Origin of the sequence: Lutibaculum baratangense AMV1, assembly GCF_000496075.1 — a bacterium.
Lineage (GTDB): Bacteria > Pseudomonadota > Alphaproteobacteria > Rhizobiales > Tepidamorphaceae > Lutibaculum > Lutibaculum baratangense.
Genome location: NZ_AWXZ01000013.1, coordinates 72696 through 91441 on the forward strand (window position 1 = coordinate 72696; position 18746 = coordinate 91441).

Annotated in this window: 21 protein-coding genes; 6 read left to right on the forward strand and 15 right to left on the reverse strand. The window is 67.0% G+C overall.

Annotated features, from left to right (window positions below; all coding sequences use genetic code 11):
• Positions 1–18: 18 nt before the first annotated feature.
• The 5 genes from N177_RS02690 to N177_RS02710 all read right to left on the reverse strand — a co-directional run bounded on the left by N177_RS02690 (position 19) and on the right by N177_RS02710 (position 3364).
• Positions 19–534, reverse strand: a complete 516-nt coding sequence (locus N177_RS02690) for a SixA phosphatase family protein (RefSeq protein WP_023430689.1) — start codon at positions 532–534, stop codon at positions 19–21.
• A gap of 2 nt (positions 535–536) precedes the next feature.
• Positions 537–1304 carry a crotonase/enoyl-CoA hydratase family protein gene (locus N177_RS02695; protein ID WP_040485029.1) on the reverse strand — a complete coding sequence of 256 codons (768 nt, stop codon included), beginning with the start codon at positions 1302–1304 and terminating at the stop codon, positions 537–539.
• Between the two features lie 140 nt (positions 1305–1444).
• Entirely contained in the window at positions 1445–1999 is a 555-nt protein-coding gene (locus N177_RS02700; protein ID WP_023430691.1) for a fasciclin domain-containing protein, read from the reverse strand.
• 162 nt (positions 2000–2161) lie between these two features.
• Positions 2162–2422 carry a hypothetical protein gene (locus tag N177_RS02705; protein WP_023430692.1) on the reverse strand — a complete coding sequence of 87 codons (261 nt, stop codon included), beginning with the start codon at positions 2420–2422 and terminating at the stop codon, positions 2162–2164.
• Between the two features lie 96 nt (positions 2423–2518).
• Positions 2519–3364 (reverse strand): AAA family ATPase, encoded by an 846-nt coding sequence (locus N177_RS02710; protein ID WP_023430693.1) that lies wholly within the window; start codon positions 3362–3364, stop codon positions 2519–2521.
• A 264-nt stretch (positions 3365–3628) separates the two neighbouring features.
• On the opposite strand from N177_RS02710, the gene N177_RS02715 reads away from it, so the two are divergent.
• The 3 genes from N177_RS02715 to N177_RS02725 are packed head-to-tail and all read left to right on the forward strand — an operon-like array spanning position 3629 to position 8374.
• Positions 3629–4993 carry a flagellar hook protein FlgE gene (locus N177_RS02715; RefSeq protein WP_244444225.1) on the forward strand — a complete coding sequence of 455 codons (1365 nt, stop codon included), beginning with the start codon at positions 3629–3631 and terminating at the stop codon, positions 4991–4993.
• Between the two features lie 43 nt (positions 4994–5036).
• On the forward strand, positions 5037–6875 hold the full coding sequence (gene flgK / locus N177_RS02720) for a flagellar hook-associated protein FlgK (RefSeq protein ID WP_023430695.1): 1839 nt from the start codon (positions 5037–5039) through the stop codon (positions 6873–6875).
• 5 nt (positions 6876–6880) lie between these two features.
• A complete protein-coding gene (locus N177_RS02725; RefSeq protein ID WP_023430696.1) occupies positions 6881–8374 on the forward strand; it encodes a flagellin N-terminal helical domain-containing protein in 1494 nt (497 codons plus the stop codon).
• 184 nt (positions 8375–8558) lie between these two features.
• On the opposite strand, the gene flaF is transcribed toward N177_RS02725, so the two are convergent.
• The 7 genes from flaF to N177_RS02760 all read right to left on the reverse strand — a co-directional run bounded on the left by flaF (position 8559) and on the right by N177_RS02760 (position 14326).
• The gene (gene flaF / locus N177_RS02730) at positions 8559–8939 is read right to left on the reverse strand and encodes a flagellar biosynthesis regulator FlaF (RefSeq protein ID WP_023430697.1); all 381 of its coding nucleotides are present in this window, start codon (positions 8937–8939) and stop codon (positions 8559–8561) included.
• The gene (gene flbT / locus N177_RS02735) at positions 8890–9315 is read right to left on the reverse strand and encodes a flagellar biosynthesis repressor FlbT (protein ID WP_023430698.1); all 426 of its coding nucleotides are present in this window, start codon (positions 9313–9315) and stop codon (positions 8890–8892) included. Before flbT ends, flaF begins: the two co-directional genes overlap by 50 nt.
• A 125-nt stretch (positions 9316–9440) precedes the next feature.
• Positions 9441–11486, reverse strand: coding sequence for a flagellin N-terminal helical domain-containing protein (locus tag N177_RS02740; RefSeq protein ID WP_023430699.1), 2046 nt, complete (start codon positions 11484–11486; stop codon positions 9441–9443).
• A gap of 127 nt (positions 11487–11613) precedes the next feature.
• Positions 11614–12018, reverse strand: coding sequence for a hypothetical protein (locus N177_RS02745; protein ID WP_023430700.1), 405 nt, complete (start codon positions 12016–12018; stop codon positions 11614–11616).
• A gap of 147 nt (positions 12019–12165) precedes the next feature.
• Complete coding sequence (locus N177_RS02750; RefSeq protein ID WP_023430701.1) at positions 12166–12648, reverse strand: hypothetical protein; 483 nt, start codon at positions 12646–12648, stop codon at positions 12166–12168.
• A complete protein-coding gene (locus N177_RS02755) occupies positions 12645–12947 on the reverse strand; it encodes a rod-binding protein (RefSeq protein WP_023430702.1) in 303 nt (100 codons plus the stop codon). The genes N177_RS02750 and N177_RS02755 overlap by 4 nt, the downstream gene beginning before the upstream one ends.
• Complete coding sequence (locus N177_RS02760; protein ID WP_023430703.1) at positions 12947–14326, reverse strand: flagellar basal body P-ring protein FlgI; 1380 nt, start codon at positions 14324–14326, stop codon at positions 12947–12949. Before N177_RS02760 ends, N177_RS02755 begins: the two co-directional genes overlap by 1 nt.
• Positions 14327–14413: 87 nt before the next feature.
• On the opposite strand from N177_RS02760, the gene N177_RS02765 reads away from it, so the two are divergent.
• From N177_RS02765 to N177_RS02775, 3 genes are all read left to right on the forward strand, one after another.
• Positions 14414–14815 (forward strand): flagellar assembly protein FliX, encoded by a 402-nt coding sequence (locus N177_RS02765; RefSeq protein ID WP_023430704.1) that lies wholly within the window; start codon positions 14414–14416, stop codon positions 14813–14815.
• Positions 14816–14949: 134 nt separating this feature from the next.
• Positions 14950–15366, forward strand: a complete 417-nt coding sequence (gene dksA / locus N177_RS02770) for an RNA polymerase-binding protein DksA (protein WP_040485030.1) — start codon at positions 14950–14952, stop codon at positions 15364–15366.
• A gap of 262 nt (positions 15367–15628) precedes the next feature.
• A complete protein-coding gene (locus N177_RS02775) occupies positions 15629–16141 on the forward strand; it encodes a GNAT family N-acetyltransferase (protein ID WP_040485064.1) in 513 nt (170 codons plus the stop codon).
• A gap of 63 nt (positions 16142–16204) precedes the next feature.
• On the opposite strand, the gene flgH is transcribed toward N177_RS02775, so the two are convergent.
• Genes flgH through flgG form a run of 3 tightly spaced genes read right to left on the reverse strand, consistent with a single transcriptional unit; the run spans position 16205 to position 18740 of the window.
• Positions 16205–16963 carry a flagellar basal body L-ring protein FlgH gene (gene flgH / locus N177_RS02780; RefSeq protein ID WP_040485065.1) on the reverse strand — a complete coding sequence of 253 codons (759 nt, stop codon included), beginning with the start codon at positions 16961–16963 and terminating at the stop codon, positions 16205–16207.
• Between the two features lie 17 nt (positions 16964–16980).
• On the reverse strand, positions 16981–17940 hold the full coding sequence (gene flgA / locus N177_RS02785; protein WP_210163422.1) for a flagellar basal body P-ring formation chaperone FlgA: 960 nt from the start codon (positions 17938–17940) through the stop codon (positions 16981–16983).
• Positions 17941–17954: 14 nt separating this feature from the next.
• The gene (gene flgG / locus N177_RS02790; protein ID WP_023430709.1) at positions 17955–18740 is read right to left on the reverse strand and encodes a flagellar basal-body rod protein FlgG; all 786 of its coding nucleotides are present in this window, start codon (positions 18738–18740) and stop codon (positions 17955–17957) included.
• Positions 18741–18746: the final 6 nt, after the last annotated feature.

Genomic DNA, 18746 nt, shown 5'->3' on the forward strand with positions numbered 1-18746 from the left:
TTGTTGGCCTTTCCGGCGCTACTCGGCGGACTTCGGCGTGTGGAACGCGACGAGGCGGCCGGCACCGGGGCCGACCTCGTCCCAGCGGGCGGCTTCGAACTCGATGACGGCGAGCGCGGCCGTGGGAAACTTCTGCCGCATTCGTGAGAGCGCCTCGCCATCCCCGCCGGGGGCCAGCAGTGCCGCTAGATCCTCGAAGGTGGGGTTGTGGCCGATCATCATGAGCGACGTCGCCGTGCCGCCGGTCGCGCGAAGCGCGTCGAGCAGATCCTGCGGGTCCGCGTCGTAGATGCGTCTCGTGAGCCTGATGTCGACCTCGCCCGACAGGTGGCCGATCAGCGGCTGCAGGGTCTGTCTCGCCCGCCTGGCGCTGGAGCAGGCGATCACCGCCGGCAGGTAGCCCTCGCGGGCGATGAAGGCGGCCATCGCTTCGGCGGCCTTCAGGCCGCGCTCCGCCAGCGGCCGGTCGAAGTCCTGGACTTCCGCGTCGTCCCAGGACGATTTGGCGTGGCGCAGGAGGTAGAGGCGCAGCATCGTCAGGCCCCCTTCGAGAAGTCGGGCGGGCGCTTCTCGAGGAAGGCCGTGAAGGCTTCCCGCGCCTCGGGCGAGAGGAGCCGCTCTGCGAAGACCTGCGCTTCCGCCAGGATCGCCGCCTCGATGGCGGCGGGGTCGCCGCGCAGCAGGCGCTTCGTCGCCCTGAGCGCCTGGGGCGGCTTCGCGGCGAGGGAAGCGGCCAGACGCGCGAGCGTCGGCTCGAGGTCGTCAGGCTCCGTGACGTGATTGACGAGGCCGAGGCGCCACGCCTCGTCGGCGTCGAAGAAGTGGCCGAGCATCATGAGTTCGGCTGCCTTCGCGTGCCCGACGAGCCGGGGGAGAAGCAACGTCGAGCCGGCCTCGGGGACGAGACCGAGCTCGACGAAGGGCAGGCGGAACCGGCTTCGCGTGCTCGCCACCACCATGTCGCAGTGCAGGAGCATCGTCGTTCCCACTCCCACGGCGTCACCGTCGACGGCTGCCACGAGCGGCACGCTCGCGCGCGCCAGTGCCCGCAGGAAGCGGAAGACCGGCGCCTCGCCGCCCCTCGGCGGGTTCGACAGGAAGTCGGAGAGGTCGTTTCCCGCCGTGAACGCGCCGCCCGATCCGAGCAGCATGACGACACGCACCGACTGGTCCGTCTCCGCCGCGTCGAGCGCGTCGGCGAGACCGGCATACATCTCGGACGTCAGTGCGTTCTTCTTCTCCGGCCGCGCCAGCCGGACGATCATCACGTCGCCGTTGCGCGTCGTTTCCACGTGCTCAGTCATCTGATCCGCTGGCTTGGGGTCCCAAATCAGTTCGGAGCATAGCGGATGCGGAAGTGGACGAAAGGGGACGGAGCCGTCAAAGACAAAGCGGCGCGGCCCTTTGCGAGGACCGCGCCTGGGAGCGTCGCAGGGAACGCCTCTTACTGGGGCATCAGCACCGTGTCGATCACGTGCACGACGCCGTTCGACGTATCGATGTCGGCGGTCGTGACGATCGACTTGTTGCCGGCGGCGTCCGTCAGCGCGAGCCCCTCGCCCTCGGGCATCGCCGTCAGCGTGCCGCCCTGCACGGTCTCGAGGGTCGCTTCGCCCCCACCCTCCTGCACCATGCCGAGGATGTCGGCGCCGGTCATCTCGCCCGCCACGACGTGATAGGTGAGGATGCCGGTCAGCTGATCGCGGTTCTCTTCCTGCAGGAGCGTGTCGACCGTGCCCGCGGGAAGCTTCTCGAACGCGGAGTTCGTCGGCGCGAAGACGGTGAAGGGGCCCTCGCCCGAGAGGGTCTCGACGAGGCCGGCCGCCTGCACGGCCGCAACGAGGGTCGACAGGTTGTCGGCCTGCGACGCCGTCTCGACGATCGTCGCGTCAGACGTCATCGGCGAATGGTTGTCGGCGACCGCGGCAGTCGCGGCCAGGCTGCCGGCCAGAGCCACGGCACCCGCCGTCTTCAGAAGAGCGGAAAGGTTGAACGTCATGGGGAACCTCCCTTTGGCGTGTCGCGCTGCGCGGCCATCGCGCAAGCGTGGCCCTGCTACGGGAGGTGCCGGAAGGCGGATCGAGAAACCCTCCTCACCTTCAGGCGAGGAGGGTGTGAATAAAACGTGATCGAGAAAGGTGATCCACCGGCGATGCTGGCGTTACTTGCCGGTGCGCTTCTTGGGGTCCTGCTTCTCGAAGCTTTCGACCACGCCTTCGGTCTTCGTCGTCATGTGCGGTTGTGCCTGGCGCTGGTCGTGCACGTTGAGCTGGTCGTTGCCCTGCAGGCTGTTGCGGCCTTTGATCTCGTCCTGCAGGTCGTCCTGGTCGAAGGCCTCGTCGGGGTTCTCCGAGCCGACATGCTGGTGGCCCTTCGGGCCTCCCTGTCCGTGACCCATCGTCTTGTGGCTGGCGTTGGCCATGAGTGCCTCCCTGCTTGGTGGGGCTCCGATGCGCCGACATGCGGCGCGGCATGGGAGGACAACTCGCGCCCGGGCGAGCGGGTTTCGACCTTTTTGTCAGCGGCCTTCGCGGCGCGCCATGAAGGCGAGGCGCTCGAAGAGATGCACGTCCTGCTCGTTCTTCAGGAGCGCGCCGTGCAGCGGCGGGATCAGCTTCTTCGGGTCGCGCTGGCGCAGCGCCGCTTCGTCCATGTCATCTACGAGCAGGAGCTTGATCCAGTCGAGCAGCTCCGACGTCGACGGCTTCTTCTTCAGGCCAGGCACCTCACGGATCTCGTAGAAGATCGACAGGGCCTCCCGCAGAAGGCGCTGCTTCAGCCCGGGGAAGTGCACCTCCACGATCTCGGCCATCGTCCCGGCGTCGGGAAACCTGATGTAGTGGAAGAAGCAGCGCCGCAGGAAGGCGTCCGGCAGTTCCTTCTCGTTGTTCGAGGTGATGACGACGATCGGCCGCTTCTCGGCGCGCACCGTCTCGCCGGTCTCGTAGACATGGAACTCCATCCGGTCGAGTTCCTGCAGGAGGTCGTTCGGGAACTCGATGTCGGCCTTGTCGATCTCGTCGATCAGGAGAACCGGCCGCTGCGGCGCGACAAAGGCCTCCCACAGCCTGCCCTTGCGGATGTAGTTCCGGATATCGTGCACGCGCTCGTCGCCGAGCTGGCTGTCGCGCAGCCGGCTGACCGCGTCGTACTCGTAGAGCCCCTGATGGGCCTTCGTGGTCGACTTCACGTGCCACTCGATGAGCGGCGCCTCCACCGCCCTGGCGATCTCGTGAGCGAGCACCGTCTTGCCCGTGCCGGGCTCGCCCTTGACGAGGAGCGGGCGCTCGAGCGCGATCGCCGCGTTCACCGCCACCCTCAGATCCTCGGTGGCGACGTAAGCCTGCGTGCTCTCGAACCTCATGCGTCCTTTTCCTTCCTCGGCTTCGCTCCCCCCGTCACTAGCCCGGCAGCCGGCATCGCGCCAGCCCGGCAGGTTTTTCCCCGGCCTCGGTCAGCTCTGCCGGGGCAGGCCGTGTTTCCGGGGGTGCCGGAGCGGTTAAGTCTCTGATCCGGCTAGGTTAGAGATATTGGCCCGTGCATTGCTTCAGTGACCGGGAGCGGCGCGGAAGCCGCGCTATGGAAGATCCACTTTGAAGGGTGAAGTTGGATGGGTATCTTCGGGGCAATGAACACGGCTGTTGCCGGTCTGCGGGCGCAGTCCTTCGCGCTTGAGAACATCTCCGGCAACATCTCGAACGTGCAGACGACCGGCTACAAGCGCATGGAGACGAGCTTCTCCGAGCTCGTGCCGAGCTCGGGGCAGGCTAACAAGAACCCGTCGGGTTCGGTCTATGCCAACGCGCGCCAGACCGTGAACGTGCAGGGCGACATCGGCCGCGCCGACCTCGCCACCTTCATGGCGATCAGTGGCGACGGCTTCTTCTCCGTGCGCAAGCCGACCGGCTATGTCGACAACGGCGTGGTGCTCGGCGACAAGCAGCTTTTCACGCGCCGCGGCGACTTCGAGAAAGACAACCAGGGATATCTCGTCAACGGCGGCGGCTACTACCTGATGGGGCAGGCGCTCGACCCGCAGACAGGCAACCCGGTCGGCAACAACGTCACGCCGATCCGCATCACGCAGGACCTGATCCCCGCCCGCGCCACGACCGAGGTGACGCTGCGCGCGAACCTGCCGGCGACGCCCTCAACCGCGAACTACGATCCGGAAGTGCCAGACAGCGAGCTTCTGCCTTCGGGCATCGTCGACACGTCCGTCGTCAGCTCGGGCGTCGTCGCGGCGGACGACAGCTCCGATTTCCTCAGCCACTCGATCTCGGGCGGCGCCATCACCGTGCGCGATGCGAACGGCCAGCCGGTCAACCTCCAGATGCGCTGGGCGAAGACGGCGAACGCCGACCCGTCGGCGACCCCGCCCGTCGAGGCCACCTGGAACCTCTTCTTCCTGTCGAACAGCACCGCCACCGGCACCGATCCGCAGTGGACGCGCGTCGACAAGGACTACACCTTCGACAATGCCGGCACTCTCACCTCGGCCGACACGAAGGTCACCATCAGCGGATTGACGGTTAACGGCGTCAATGTCGGCGACCTCACGCTGAAGCACGGCAAAGGCGGCATGACGCAGTACGCCAACTCGAACGGCGTCGTCGACATGACCGAGCTCAAGCAGAACGGCTATGCGGCGGGCGAGCTTCTCGACGTGGCGATCAACGACTCCGGCCGCGTCGTCGCGTCCTACTCGAACGGCCAGACCTTCGACCTCTACGAGATCCCGCTCGCCTCGTTCAACGCGCCGAACCAGCTGGAGAGGCTCGACGGCGGCGCCTACGCGGCGACGGCCGCTTCCGGCGCTCCGCTCCTCGGCGCGAACGGCTCGATCATGGGGTCGGCGCTGGAAAGCTCGAACACGGACATCGCCGACGAGTTCACGAAGCTCATCGTCACCCAGCAGGCCTACTCGGCCGGCACCCGCATCGTCACGACCAGCAACGAGATGATGCAGGAAGCCCTCAACATGAAGCGCTGAGGGCTCGCCGGAGCCCTCTTTTCCTCCTTAAGGATTCTCGGCCATGGGACTTGCCGGTGTTCTCCGCAACGCCCTGAGCGGCATCGACGTCACTCAGGCGGGCCTCGACGTCGTCTCCCGCAACGTCGCGAACTCCAGTACCGTCGGTTACAACAAGCAGACGCTCAACCAGACGGTGAAGGACTATGGTGGTCCTGCCTTCGGCGTGAAGGCGGGAGAGGTCAACCGCGTCCTCGACCAGCAGCTGCAGAAGCAGCTGCGTGGCGAGCTCTCTGGCGCGGGCTATGTCGGCGCGATGCAGTCGTATCTCGAGCGCCTCGAGATATCGTTCGGCGCGCCGGGGGCCGCGAACGGGGTCGAAAGCCTCTATTCGGGCTTCGAAGCCTCGCTCGAGCGGCTCATCACGAGCCCGGAGAACCCGGCGACGCGCGCCGAGTTCGTCCAGACCGCGCATCTTCTGGCGAGCGAGATGAATGCCGTCTCGCGCGATATCCAGACGCTGCGCGGCCAGGCTGAGACGGAGATCTCGGATTCCGTCACGCGGATCAACGAGATCCTCAAGGGCATCGCAAACGCGAACCAGCGTATCGCGTTTTCGGGCAACTCCGACCCGGGCTGGGCCGATCAGCGCGACGCGCTGATCAACGAGCTCGCGGAGCTCATGGAGGTGAAGGTCTCCGAGCCGGCCGCGAACGGCACCGTCAGCGTCATGACGCGGTCGGGCACACTGCTCGCCTCCGACGTGGCGATGGAGCTGTCGTTCAACCGCAACGCGACCGTCGGGGCGCAGTCCCGCTTCACGGATGATCCAGCCACCAGCACGCTCGGGACGATCATCCTCAGTGGGCCGGGCCGGCCGCCGCTCGACATGATCCAGGACAACGCCTTCGGCTCGGGCAAGATCGGGGCGCTGCTCGACCTGCGTGACCAGGTGCTGGTCGAAGCCCAGAACAGCCTCGACGCCATGGCCGACGCCATGGCGCGGGCGATGTCGACCTACAGCGTGCCCAGCTCCGAGATCGCCGACGGGCGCAGCATCGACGCGAGCGGGCTGAAATCGGGCGACCGTCTCACGTTCAGCTACATGGACGGCGGAACGGAGAAGACCGTCACCTTCATCGCCACGAACGGCAAGGAGCAGGGCCTCAACGACAGGGCGACGGCCCGGACAGACGACACCGTCGTCGGTATCGACTTCACTCAGTCGGATGCCGATATAGCGGCGGCAATGACGGCGGCGCTCGCCAGTCTCGGCGCCTCGACGACGGTCACCGAAAACGGGCCCAAGTCGTTCGATTTCGTCGACACGGCTTCGTCGGGCGCGGCGATCACCGGGTTGCGCGCCGAAGCGACGGCGACTTCGTTGACCGGCGGCCTCGCCATTCCGCTCTTCGTGGACGGCGGGAAGGCCTACACCGGCAGCTTCGACGGCGGCAGCCAGCAGCTGGGCTTCGCGGGGCGGATCGCGGTGAACCCGGCGCTTCTCAAGGACAGCTCGTCCCTGTCGGTCTACATGGATCCGACGACGACCCCGATGGGCGATCCCGCCCGTCCCGCGGCGATGATGGCGCGCCTGCAGTCGGTCGAGCTGCGCATGCCCAACGGCAATATCGCCGCCAGCCTGCCGGCCAGCGGCGCCGACATGGGCGCCTTCGTGTCTCGTATCGTCTCTACCCAGGCCATGCGGGCGAGCGCCGCCAACCAGGCGAAGGAGGCCCAGACCCAGGTCGTCGCGCAGCTCGAGGAGCGGCACGCCCTCAAGTCCGGGGTGAGCGTCGACGAGGAGATGACGAAGCTGATCCAGCTGCAGATGGCCTATCAGGCAAATGCACGGGTTGTTCAGACGTTTCAGGAAATGCTCGACCTGTTGATGAGGATTTAACGTTAATGGCGATTGCTCCCCTCTCTCACAGTGCGGGCTGGCTGCGCGGGATCAGCGAGGCCCGCAACCAGATGTTCGATCTGCAGCGGCAGCTGACGACCGGCAAGAAGGCGGATCTCTACAGCGGCCTGGGCGGCGGTGGGGCCATCGACACGGCCGTGCGGATGCGCGCGCGCGTCGACACGCTCGGGGCCTACCAGTCCTCCGTGAAGCTCGTCGCCTCGCGCATGGACACGATGGAGACGGTGCTCGGCCGCTACGACGCGCTCACGCGCGAGACGCGCACCGCCGTCGCCAACACCATGCCGCTCGCCGACCTGCCGAACCCGCTCACGCTGAAGCAGCAGGCTCGCTACTCGCTGGACGAGGCGGTGACGCTCCTGAACTCAGAGCTCGGCGGGCGGCAGCTCTTCTCCGGCCGGGCGCTGGAGACCGAGCCGGTCATCAGTGCCTCGAAGATCATCGATGGCGACCCGCCGCTCGCTGGCTTCGACATCGTCGCCGCCGATCGGCTGAAGGCCGATCTCGGCGACGACGGTCTAGGCCGTCTCGACCTCGGCGTCACCGACTCCACCGTCACGCTTTCCGAGGATGCCGCGGGCAGCGTCTTCGGGTTCAAGATCTCCGGTGTCACCTCCACCCTCGGCGGCGACACCACCGTCACTGCCCCGGCCGGCGATCCGGCCGTCACCGAGGTGACGTTCGGGGCGACACTGCCCGAGAAGGGGCAGTCGATCAGTTTCAAGCTCGACATGCCCGACGGCACGTCCACGACGATCAAGCTCACGGCCGTGGCGACGCCGAGCGAGGAGAAGAACACCTTCGTCATCGGCGAGGATGCCGACGAGACCGCCGCGAACATGAAGGCGGCGCTTCAGGAGGCCGTCGGCTTCGCGGCGAAGACGGAACTCTCGGCCGCCTCGTCCTTCGCGGCGGCGAACGACTTCTTCGACAACGATCCGCCCCTGCGGGTCGACACGTCGAGCCTCGCCCTGGGGGAGGCGACGGGCTTGCGTTCGGGCGCCGACGATACGGTCAGGTGGTACAAGGGCGCGAACTCGTCGGATCCGCGATCCTCGTCGGTCGCCTCGGTGTCCGACGAGCTCGACGTGAAATACGGCGCGCAGGCGAACGAGAAGGAGCTCCGCGCCACGCTGAAGAACCTCGCGGTCATGAGCGTCGCCGACTACGAACTCCCCGGCAAGGAAGGAGAGGGGCTCTACACTGCCAAGAGCCAGAGGCTGATCACGAACCTCTACGGCGCGGCGAAGGGCATCAACGAGGTCCGCGCCGACGTCGCGATGCAGCGCGTGACGGTCGAGAAGGCCGACGAGCGCAACAAGCTGCAGAAGACGACGGCGGAGGACTTGCTGGGTTCGGTCGAGGACGCCGACATCAACGAGGTGGCGGTGATGCTGCTGCAGCTCCAGACGCAGTTGCAGGGCAGCTACCAGGTCACCGCCATGCTGTCGCAGCTCAGCCTCGTGAAGCTGCTTTAGGCGCTTCCACGCGCCTCCAGCCTGTAAAGAAAAAGCCCGCGGGGAGCCCCCCGCGGGCTCTTTCCGTTCGTTCGTCGGCCGGCCAAGGAACCCGCGCAGCGGACGGAAAAAGGCGAGACCGGTTGGCCTCGCCTTCTGCGTGAAACGTGATCGAGGATCAGTGCGCGGGCGAGGACGTGTCGGCCTATTCGGCCGCGACCATGGCGGCGCGCTCGCGCAGGCCCGCCGCGATCTGGCGATTGATGTTGATCAGCGGCGCGACCGTGTTCGCCGCCCGGTCGGCCTGGATCGCCATGGTGCGGTTGAACACGAAGAGCGCGATGTTCGCGATGTTGTTCTTGATCGCCTGGGGCAGGGGGTTCTCGGGACGCGTCGCCGAGGAGACGAGGAGCGTCCACAGGCGCCGGTTGTAGGTGAGGGCGTCGTGCAGGTCGCCCTGCCTGCTCTCGTCGTCGCAGACCGCCTGGAGCTTCGCGGCGGCCTTCAGGAGAAGGTCTGCCTCGAGATCGCGGGGGCTAGCCGTCTGTCGTGTCACCTGGCCGTAGGCCTGCGCTGCGTTGTGCATGCTCTAGAAGTTCCGTCTCGTACTGGATTAGAACCTTCGCTTCCCTCAGAGCTTTGTACAGCGCGTTGGTTAATATCAGGTTGTTGATGCGGTCCACATAGGGAAGCGTACTGGGGACCGCGGCCACCAACTCGTTGACGAGCTTAAAATATAGTTCGCGCGTTTCCTCGCCTTCGAGTCCCAGATAGAGAAGCTGGACGGCGAGGTAGATGCGCTTTGCGGGCGTGTCGGCCGTCTCCGCGGTCAGGATGTCCTTCTCGCGCAGGACCGGCGCGTCGCCCTGGATGTAGAGCCTCGTGCGCTGGTTGTCGTTCGTGATGACGCTCGTGCCGAGGATGAAGCGCTCCCCCGGCTTCAGTTCGACCTTCAGTGCCATGTGATGACGGACCTTTCCCGGCCGTGCCCGCTGCCGTTCCACTTCATATGAGTCTGCGGCAGTCGGGCAAAGAAAAACGGCGGGGCCGAGGCCCCGCCGCCATTTTTTGTCGATCGCTTGAACGATCAGAACAGACGGAGCGCAGCCTGGTCGGCCTGCGAGGCCATCGACAGAGCCGTCGAGGACAGCTGCTGGCGGGTCTGCAGGGCGAGCATGTTCGCCGCTTCCTCGTTGGTGTCCGCCAGGACGAGCTTGTCGGCGCCCGTCTGCAGCGTGTTCATCATGTTCTTCGTGAAGTCCTGGCGGTTCTGCACGACCGAGAGGTTCGAGCCGAAGGCCGAGGACTGCGAACGGATCGTGTTGACCGCGTCCTTCACGGTGCCGAGCAGCGAGTCGATCGTCTCGTCGGAGTCGAGCGTCTTCGCCTCGATGTCGCTCAGCTTCAGGGTGTCGGCGTTGATCGACTTGCCGCCCTTCGTCTGAATGTCGATGTCGGAGGTGCCCGTCTCGTTGAACGTGATCTTCAGGCTGTCGCCGCGCAGCAGGTTGATGCCGTTGAACGAGGCGTCGTCGGCCAGCTTGTCGAGCTGGTCGCGCAGCTCGTTGAACTGGTTGGCGAGGTCCGCACGAACGGTGTTGCCGCCGATCGTCGAGGTCGTCTTGTTGCCGTCGCCCGCCTTGTCGACCGAAACGCTCAGGTCCTGCGTCGAGAGGTTCTCGATGCGGAGCTTGCCGTTGTCGTTCGAGGCGCGCAGCTGGCCCTTGTACTCGCTGTTGATCACTTCGACGAAGCGGTCGACGGCCTTCTCGGAGTTCGTGGCGGCAGCGCCGGTGTCGGTCGTCGTCGAGCCGAAGATGGCCGATGCGTCCGGACCGGTGATCGAGAGCGCCTTGGAGGCGGGATCCTTCGCGGCGATCGACAGGTTGCCGTCGTCGTCGAAGGAGGCCTCGACGCCGGTCAGCCCCGCAGCCTGCAGCTGGCTGTTGATGCTGGCCAGGGTGTCAGCCGTGCTCGCACCACCGGCGACCGTGATGTTGGCGGTGGCATTGCCGTAGGTGACGCTGAACTCGTCGACCGCCGCATCCATCGTGGAGACGGTTGCACCGTCCACACCGTCGGCGGCAGCGCTGACGGCGGTGATCTCGTTCCCGTCCGGACCGTTCAGCTGGACCTGCGAAGCGAGAGCCGTCGAGCCCGTCGCGACCGTGGAGATCGTGACGTTCGTGCCGTCATTGCTGACGACCACGCTGTCGCCCATTGCCTCCTGCAGCTGCGACGTGAAGGCGTCGATGTCGTTGTTGGCGTTGATGGTCTGGCCACCGCCCGTGACATCGGTCGCTGCCTGGATATCGCTGAACGCGTAGGTTGCCGAAGCCGCCGTCGCGCCGGCGCCCGTGCCGGTCACGTCGCCGAGGTTGACGTCCGCTGCGACCGAATCCTTACCGGTCGTGGCGGACTCGATGATGATCGCGTTGGTCGTCGTGTCGCGGCTGACGGTGTACTGGCTGTCGAGGCCGGCGGACACGAGGCCGGCCTGGATGTCCGCGATCGCCTCGTCCGCGCTTGCGGCGTCGTCGGTGGCGTCGGTGAACGCGCCGATGGTGATGTCGTTGCCGTCGATCGAGATCGTCGAGCCGCCGAGATCGTCATGATAGTTGATGACGGCACGCGCGCCGGCGCCGGCGGTGGCAGCGCTCGTGCTGGCGGCGACAGCCGGCCCCGTGTAGGCCGCGGAGCTGGTGACCGTTGCCTTCTTCCCGTTGGGGCTGTCGGACAGGCTCAGGTTCGCGATGTCGACCTGCTTGCCGCCCGACAGGCTGAGCACGGACTTGTCGTTCACGTCGAAGGACTGGGTCGAGAACGACTTGTCCTGGCGAGCCTGGCGCAGCGTCGACTGCATGGACTCGAGCGTCTTGGTGATCGCCGTCAGGCCGTTGTCGGCCGCCTCGAGCGTCTTGATGCCGTTGGACATGGAGTCCATCAGCGAGTTCAGGTCGTTCGACCGGGCCTGAAGCGAGGAGGCGGTGAAGAAGTTCGTGGGGTTGTCGAGCGCGGAGTTGACTTCCTTGCCCGTGGCGAGACGCTTCTGCGTCGTCGACATGAGGTCCGCGGTGTTCTGCAGCGAGAGCAGGTTCTGGCGCACACCGGCGGAAAGGGTGATTCCGGACATTAGACGATCCTTTTCTGGACGCGTACTGGACTGACTAGCAGTTCCCTCCTGGGAACCCTGGTAGTGCTAGTCCGCGTCGCTCTAACAAGACGTTAAAGAGCGGGCCTCGGCGTGCGCAGGAAGAGGATCAGACGAAGCGACTGAGATTGTGGGTGGGCGCGTCGGCATCGCCATGGGCGAGGAGACGGCCGTTCGGCCCGTAGGTCTCGGGCCTCGGCGCCTGGTAGACCGGTGCGGGCGGCACATGGGTCCGCCAGCTCGCGTCGCCGGTCTCCGTGTCGATCGACAGGAATGTGAGGGGCACTGAGCCGAAGCCGGTCGCGCCGACCTCCGGCGTGTTATCGTCGCGTGTCTCGAGGTCGCGCAGGTCGGGAAACGCCTGGCGATCGCCCTCGTCGGCAGCGGGGGAGGCGAGGCTCCTCTCGACCCGGGAGAGGGGCTCGTCCGTGACCCGCGCGCGTGAGATCAGCCGGCTGGCTCGTGCCGCCGGGGCGGATATGCGGCCGGTTCTCGTGACCGAATCGCGTGACATGCCTCGTCTCGACTGGTGGTGCAATCCTCGCCAGGAGACGAATGTAGCAGGAAATTCTCGATCTTCCCTCTACGGAATATAGACGATCTTAATAAAGTCTTCTGCGGATCGGCGCGGAGGCGCCCGCGCCCCCGCGCGCGGGCCGGTTCAGAAGGCCGTGTCGACCGCGATCGGCGCCGGCCGGGCGTCGGTGCCGGTGCGGCGCGCATCGGCGCTGTAGGTCGAGGGCTGCGGCGTCTTCGCGCCCATCGCGTCCGCGACCGATTTCACGAGCGCCTCCGACACCGTGCGGGCCGTCGCCAGCACCGCGAGGTTCGTCTGGAGGATCGTCTCGAGCTCCCTGTGGCGGGCCTTCAGCTCCTGCAGCTCCTCCGGCGCGATCCGGTTGGCGGTCTCCGCGTCCTCGCGCAGCACGCCGAGGCCCCGGCGGTAGTCCTCGGCGAGCATCGCCTTGCGGGTTCCGAGCGCGGCCGCGTCGCGCAGCTTCGCGCCGCGGATGAGGGCGGCCTCCTCGTCGAGCGTCGCCATCAGATCTTCCAGCGTCCGCGACAGCCGCTCGTAGAGGCCCTGCGCATGGGCGGCAGGATGTACGGCCACGGCGCCGTCCTGGTGCTCGAACTCGTTCGTCATGTCTCACTCGTCTCCTGCAAGGCGATAATGTCGCGCAAAACACTGTCCGCGAGGCCGATGCCGCCGGCGGCGGCCATCTCCTTCGCGTATTCCTCGATCAGCATCGATCGGTAGGTTTCCTCCGCCTGACCGCCGCCGAACGGTCCGTCGGTCGGAAGGTCGGTGAACATCTCCGCCACCATCGTGTTCAGGAACACGGATTCGAACTCCTCGGCCGCCTTCCGGGCGCGGGCTAGCTCGCTGGGCGTAATGCTCGAGGGAATCGGCGGCAGCGGCGTCGTGTGCGGCATCCGGATCATCACATCACCTCGATCTCGGCCTGAAGCGCACCTGCCGCCTTGATCGCCTGGAGGATCGAGATCAGGTCGCGCGGGCCGATGCCGAGCGCGTTGAGCCCGTCCACGAGCTGCTGCAGGCTGACATTGTTCGGGACGATCGCCATGCGGTTGCCCGACTCGTCGTCGACGCCGATGTCGGTCCTCGGCACGATGGCCGTCACTCCGTCGGAGAAGGGGGCGGGCTGGCTGACCTGCGGCGCCTCGGCGATCGTCACCGTCAGGTTGCCCTGCGCGACCGCGACCTCGCTCACCCGCACGTTGTGGCCCATGACGATGATGCCGGCCTGCTCGTCGATGATCACCTTGGCGACCTGGTCCGGCTCGACGCGCAGCTGCTCGATCTCCGTCAGCAGGGAGACGAGGTCGCCCGGATAGCTGCGGGGAACGGTGAGCTGGATCGTCGCAGGGTCGGTCGCGCGCGCCGTCCTGGCGCCGATGAAGGCGTTGATGGTCGCCTCGATGCGCTTCGCCGTCGTGAGGTCCGGATTTCGCAGGGCGAGGCGGAGCGAGGACTGGGCGCCGAGATGGAACTCGATCTCGCGTTCGACGAGCGCGCCATTCGCGATGCGGCCGGTGGTGGGGACGCCGCGCGTCACGCTCGCCGCCTCTCCCTGGGCGGAGAACCCGCCGATCGCCACCGGCCCCTGCGCCACGGCGTAGACCTCGCCGTCGGCGCCGAGCAGCGGCGTGACGAGCAGCGTGCCGCCCTGCAGGCTCGAGGAATCGCCGAGCGCGCTCACGTTCACGTCCATGCGCGTGCCCTGCGTGGAGAAGGCCCGGAGGTTCGCCGTCACCATGACGGCCGCGACGTTGGCCGTGCGCATGTTCGTGTCGCGGGTGTTCACGCCCAGTCGCTCCAGCATCGCCTGCAGGCTCTGTCGCGTGAACGGGGCGTTGTTCAGGCTGTCGCCCGTGCCGTCGAGGCCGACCACCAGGCCGTAGCCGATGAGCTGGTTCTCGCGCACGCCCTCGATGTCGACGAGGTCCTTGATTCGCGACAGGCTCCCCGCCGAACCGCCGAAGGAGCCCGGAACGTAGGAATAGTCCGCGCTCGCAGCCGCCGGGGTCGCAGCGAGGTCGGCGGCCACCGCGTTGGAGAGCGTCGCGAGCACGGCGAGTGACGCTGCGACGACGCGAGAGATCGCATGTCGGCGGGTCTGTCCGTTGGGTTGGTTGGCGCGCACGGCTTCCGGTGTCCCCTGCAGTTCCTGCCCCTGTCGAGGCGCTTGCGGAGGATGAAGCGAGAAGCGTGCCAGCTCGGAAATGCCGAGGAACAGGCCGTTCGGCGGGTGTCCGGACACCGGATGACCCTGGCCGAACCCGCCGGCTTGGGCGAGCATTGCCGGCCGTCCCGGCAGAAATTGCCGGTTTAACGCGTGATTAACCCTGTTCGGTCATATTTCGCTCACGTGTTGAAGAGCGAAGTGATGCGCATCGAGGGAACATACCAGATCAGCCCGTTCGCGCCCCTGCGTGGACGGCCAGTCGCGGAAGGTGGCTTCGTCGTGACGGCGGACCGCCCCCGCGCGCAGCGCGCCGGCACCCGCAAGGCCGCCGGATTGGCGGGGATCGCGTCGCTGCTGGCGCTTCAGGGCATAGACGACGGTGATGCGCGGGAGGACGGCCTGCGTCGGGGGAACCAGGCGCTCGATCTGCTCGAGGAGCTGAAGATCGCGGTTCTTGAGGGCACTGGAGCCCCGGCACGCCTCGACCGGCTGGAGGCACTCGTCCCGGACCTCGCGGAGACGACCGGCGACGAGGGTCTCGACGGTGTGTTGGCCGAGCTCTCGCTGCGCGTCCAGGTCGAGCTCGCCAAGCGCGGTCGGTGACCGGCGGGTGGTGCAGCGGCTGCTGACGCTACGGCCGGCAGCCGTTTCCGAAATTCCTTGATAGTTTGTTGTATCCACCAGTCCTTCCCGCTATAAGAGCCGCCTAATCGACGGGTTCTCTTAGGGAAACGCCGATGCTCAGCATATCGGACGAGACGTATGTTCCGAGTGAGTCCGAGCCGTTCATGGGGGATCGGCAGCGGGAGTATTTCCGCAAGAAGCTCCTCTCCTGGCGGGAGGACATCTTGCGCGAGAGTCGCGAGACGCTCCAGCAGCTGCAAAGTGAAAACCAGAATCATCCCGATTTGGCCGATCGGGCCTCTTCCGAGACCGATCGCGCCATCGAGCTCAGGGCACGAGATCGTCAGCGCAAGCTGATCGCGAAGATCGACGCCGCCCTGAAGCGCATCGAGGACGGCACCTACGGCTATTGCGAGGAGACGGGAGAGCCCATCGGGCTCAAGCGTCTCGATGCACGGCCGATCGCCACCCTCTCTCTCGAGGCGCAGGAGCGCCACGAGCGTCGGGAGAGGGTGTACAGGGACGACTGACGGCTCAAACGGAACAGGTAGATGTCTGCACTCTGAAGCCCCGCGAGCGATCGCGGGGCCTTTTCTTTGTGACTGCTCACCTTGGCTCCGGCTGTGCATCCGGTTTGAGCCGGATACGGCGTTCGCTGGGCCTCGCGTGCTGCGGCATGAGAGGTATTCCTGCACGGCTGCCAGAGCGGGAACACGTTCCGTGCCGCTGGCGCAGCGCGTCGGGACGAGAGCAATCGCACGGCCCCTCCTTGTCACCCTCGCGGTCTTTCCCATGGCCACCATCAGACACGCGTCACTGCGCGACGCCGACGAACTTCCTGAGATCGAAAGAAGCTCCGGCGAGATCTATCGCGGCGTTCCTGGCCTAGAATGGATCGCCGATGACGACGTGCAGTCGGCTGAGCTTCATCGGCGTTTGATAACCGAAGGGGTAGCTTTCGTCGCCGAAGAGGAACTCCGTGGGCGCGTTGGCTTCCTGAACGGGGAACTGGCGCCGGACGGCCTCCACATCTGGCAACTCGCGGTGCATCCGGCTTGCCAGAGGCGAGGCATCGGCCGCCGCCTCATCGAGGCCGCGGAAACTCTCGCGGCAAGCCGGGGGGCGAACGCTCTCACGCTGACGACGTTCCGGGATGTGCCCTGGAACGAGCCATACTACCGGCGTCTCGGTTTCCGAACTCTACCGGCGAGCGAGGTCGGCTCGCGGCTGCGCCTGATTCTCCAGAAGGAGAGGCAGGGCGGTCTTCCGATGGACCGGCGTTGTGCGATGATGAAGCGCCTGTAGGCTGCCCCACCGCAGATCGATTGCCACTCCGCGTCGGGCGACCTGCCCGAGAAGCGCCTGCCCTTAGAAGGGCAGGATCGCCTCCAGGATCTGCTGCCCGTAGCGGGGCTGCTGGACGTCGGAGATCTGGCCGCGGCCCCCGTAGGAGATGCGCGCCTCGGCGATCTTCGAGGAGTCGATGATGTTGCCGGCCGAGATGTCCTCCGGCCGCACGACACCGGCGACGATCAGGTCGCGCACCTCGTAGTTCACCCGGATCTCCTGCCGCCCCTCGATGACGAGGTTGCCGTTCGGAAGGACCTGCGTCACAACGGCGGCGACCCGCGTGCGGAGCTCTTCCTTGCGGTTGACGCTGCCGGCTCCGGCCGTGGTCGTGTTGGAGGACAGGTCACCGAGCACCGCACCGTCGACGATGCTCTCGTCGAGCATGCCGGTGATCGCGTTGCCGGCGGCCCCGGCGGCTCCCAGCTTCTCCCCGGCCGTCCGGCTGCGCGCGGTCTTGTTGTCGAAGACGGCCCGGTCGGTCACGAGGATCTCGACCGTGAGGATGTCACCGACCCGGGCCGCGCGCTGATCCTTGAAGAAGGCGCGCGAGCCGGCTCGCCAGAGCGAGTTCGAGTTGAAGACTGCGGGCTCCGGGGCCGGCATGGGCAGCGAGACCGGCTGGTAGCCGGGCATCGAGGTCGGGCTCGTGATCGGAGACAGGGGCGGGGCCTGGCCGATGCGCGAAAGCTGGTCGGCCGACGCGCAGGCGCCGAGCGAGGCGGTGAGGGTCGCCACGACGATGACGCGCATGCGGCGGGAATGGTGAGAACTTGTCATCATACCTTCCAGAAGGATCAGTTGCTCGCCACGGCGTTCGCGACGACCTGTCGGGGCGGCTGGACCACCACCTGACCGGGGCCGGAGACGACGGCCTCCACGGTGCGCTTCGACTGGCTGTTCATGACGGTGATGAGGTGGCCGCGCGCGCCGTCGCCGAGCGACCGTCCCCGCACGGTCAGGACGAGCCCGGCATTGCGGTAGATGATCGTCACGGGCTCGTTGCGGCCGACGAGGATCGGCTCCATGAGGCGGTCGGCCGGCACCGGTGCGCCCGCCCGCAAAGCCGTCCTCGCCGACATGCCGACGACGTCGGTGATCTGGCGGACGGCCCCCGCGGGCGCGGCGGAGAGCGGCATGCGCTCGAATGCGACGTCTGCCGGACTGATCGTCTCGCCGCGGCGCACCTGGCGCTGCAGGATGGGCAGGTCGACCATCTGCAGAGCCCGGCCCGTCACCTGGCGTCCGCCCGAGAGGGTCCGGCTGCCCGGGATCGTGATCCTCGCGGAGAAGCGGGTGGTGCGGGGGTCGAAGCGCAGGTCGCTCACCTCGATGGGAGAAGCGGCGTCCGCCTCGACGTGCAGGGGATCGGGATCGTCGAGCTTGATCTCCGTGTCACCGTCGGCGGCGATGCGCTCGGCGATCGCCGACGCGACCGCCTGCTCCACCTCGTGCGCTTCGATGACGCGGCTCTCGCGCGTCACGTCGACCTTCGCGATGTCCGCCGGGTCGGTCGCGAGGCCATGGGCCGCAGCGGCGGCGATCACGCGCGAGGCGGTGACGGCGCCGGTCGTTCCGGGATCGGGTGCCTGGAACACGGCGATGTCGGCCGCTTCTCCGGCATCGGTGAAGAGGTCGCCGAGGGTGACGAGCGGTCCGGTGACGGTGATCGCCCCGCGCAGCTGCGAGCCCGCCTCCGCGGGCGTGACCGCCGTGCCGAGGGCGATGGCGAGAGTGATGGCAGCCAGTCGGTTCATCATCTGCCTTCCCGTCAGCGGAGGTTGGAGGTGGCGGACAGCATCTCGTCCGCCGCGCTGACGACCCGGGCGTTCATCTCGTACGCGCGCTGCGCCGCGATCAGGTCCGACATCTCGGCCACCGCGTTCACGTTTGCCTGCTCGAGATAGCCCTGCAGGAGAGTGCCGAAGCCCTCCTGGCCGGCATTGCCGACCTGCTCGTCGCCGCTCGCGGCGGTGGCGACGTAGAGGTTGTCGCCGAGGCCCTCGAGTCCGACCGGATTGACGAAGCGGGCGAGGTCGATCTGGCCGAGCTCGACAGCGTCCTGCCCGTTCTGGAGGGTCGCCTGCACGGTGCCCTCGGAGTTGATGGTGAGGCTTATCGTGTTCTCGGGAATCACGATGCCGGGCTGGACCTGATAGCCGTCGACGGTGACGAGCGTGCCGTTGGCGTCGCGCTCGAAGGAGCCGTCACGCGTGTAGGCGGTCCGCCCGTCCGGGAGCTGGATGCGGAAGAAGCCGTCGCCGCGGATGGCGAGGTCGAGCTGGCTTTCCGTGCCGACGACGTCGCCCTGGCTCATCACGCGCGGCGTCGCAGCCGTCCGGACGCCGAGGCCGATCTCGAGGCCCGCCGGCACCTGGGTGCCCGTCGCCGACGTCGTGGTGCCGGGCCGCCTCAGGTCCTGGTAGAGCAGGTCCTGGAAGTCGGGCCGCTGGCGCTTGAAGCCCGTGGTGCGCATGTTGGCGATGTTGTTGGAGATCACCTCGACGTTGAGCTCCTGGGCCTTCATGCCCGTCGCGGCGATGTTGAGTGCTTTCATGTCCTG

Bases quoted from the DNA above. Each gene is read 5' to 3' on its own strand.
- N177_RS02690 (WP_023430689.1), bottom strand. From the start codon at position 534: ATGCTGCGCCTCTACCTCCTGCGCCACGCCAAATCGTCCTGGGACGAC.
- N177_RS02695 (WP_040485029.1), bottom strand. From the start codon at position 1,304: ATGACTGAGCACGTGGAAACGACGCGCAACGGCGACGTGATGATCGTC.
- N177_RS02700 (WP_023430691.1), bottom strand. From the start codon at position 1,999: ATGACGTTCAACCTTTCCGCTCTTCTGAAGACGGCGGGTGCCGTGGCT.
- N177_RS02705 (WP_023430692.1), bottom strand. From the start codon at position 2,422: ATGGCCAACGCCAGCCACAAGACGATGGGTCACGGACAGGGAGGCCCG.
- N177_RS02710 (WP_023430693.1), bottom strand. From the start codon at position 3,364: ATGAGGTTCGAGAGCACGCAGGCTTACGTCGCCACCGAGGATCTGAGG.
- N177_RS02715 (WP_244444225.1), top strand. From the start codon at position 3,629: ATGAACACGGCTGTTGCCGGTCTGCGGGCGCAGTCCTTCGCGCTTGAG.
- flgK (WP_023430695.1), top strand. From the start codon at position 5,037: ATGGGACTTGCCGGTGTTCTCCGCAACGCCCTGAGCGGCATCGACGTC.
- N177_RS02725 (WP_023430696.1), top strand. From the start codon at position 6,881: ATGGCGATTGCTCCCCTCTCTCACAGTGCGGGCTGGCTGCGCGGGATC.
- flaF (WP_023430697.1), bottom strand. From the start codon at position 8,939: ATGCACAACGCAGCGCAGGCCTACGGCCAGGTGACACGACAGACGGCT.
- flbT (WP_023430698.1), bottom strand. From the start codon at position 9,315: ATGGCACTGAAGGTCGAACTGAAGCCGGGGGAGCGCTTCATCCTCGGC.
- N177_RS02740 (WP_023430699.1), bottom strand. From the start codon at position 11,486: ATGTCCGGAATCACCCTTTCCGCCGGTGTGCGCCAGAACCTGCTCTCG.
- N177_RS02745 (WP_023430700.1), bottom strand. From the start codon at position 12,018: ATGTCACGCGATTCGGTCACGAGAACCGGCCGCATATCCGCCCCGGCG.
- N177_RS02750 (WP_023430701.1), bottom strand. From the start codon at position 12,648: ATGACGAACGAGTTCGAGCACCAGGACGGCGCCGTGGCCGTACATCCT.
- N177_RS02755 (WP_023430702.1), bottom strand. From the start codon at position 12,947: ATGATCCGGATGCCGCACACGACGCCGCTGCCGCCGATTCCCTCGAGC.
- N177_RS02760 (WP_023430703.1), bottom strand. From the start codon at position 14,326: ATGCTCGCCCAAGCCGGCGGGTTCGGCCAGGGTCATCCGGTGTCCGGA.
- N177_RS02765 (WP_023430704.1), top strand. From the start codon at position 14,414: ATGCGCATCGAGGGAACATACCAGATCAGCCCGTTCGCGCCCCTGCGT.
- dksA (WP_040485030.1), top strand. From the start codon at position 14,950: ATGCTCAGCATATCGGACGAGACGTATGTTCCGAGTGAGTCCGAGCCG.
- N177_RS02775 (WP_040485064.1), top strand. From the start codon at position 15,629: ATGGCCACCATCAGACACGCGTCACTGCGCGACGCCGACGAACTTCCT.
- flgH (WP_040485065.1), bottom strand. From the start codon at position 16,963: ATGACAAGTTCTCACCATTCCCGCCGCATGCGCGTCATCGTCGTGGCG.
- flgA (WP_210163422.1), bottom strand. From the start codon at position 17,940: ATGAACCGACTGGCTGCCATCACTCTCGCCATCGCCCTCGGCACGGCG.
- flgG (WP_023430709.1), bottom strand. From the start codon at position 18,740: ATGAAAGCACTCAACATCGCCGCGACGGGCATGAAGGCCCAGGAGCTC.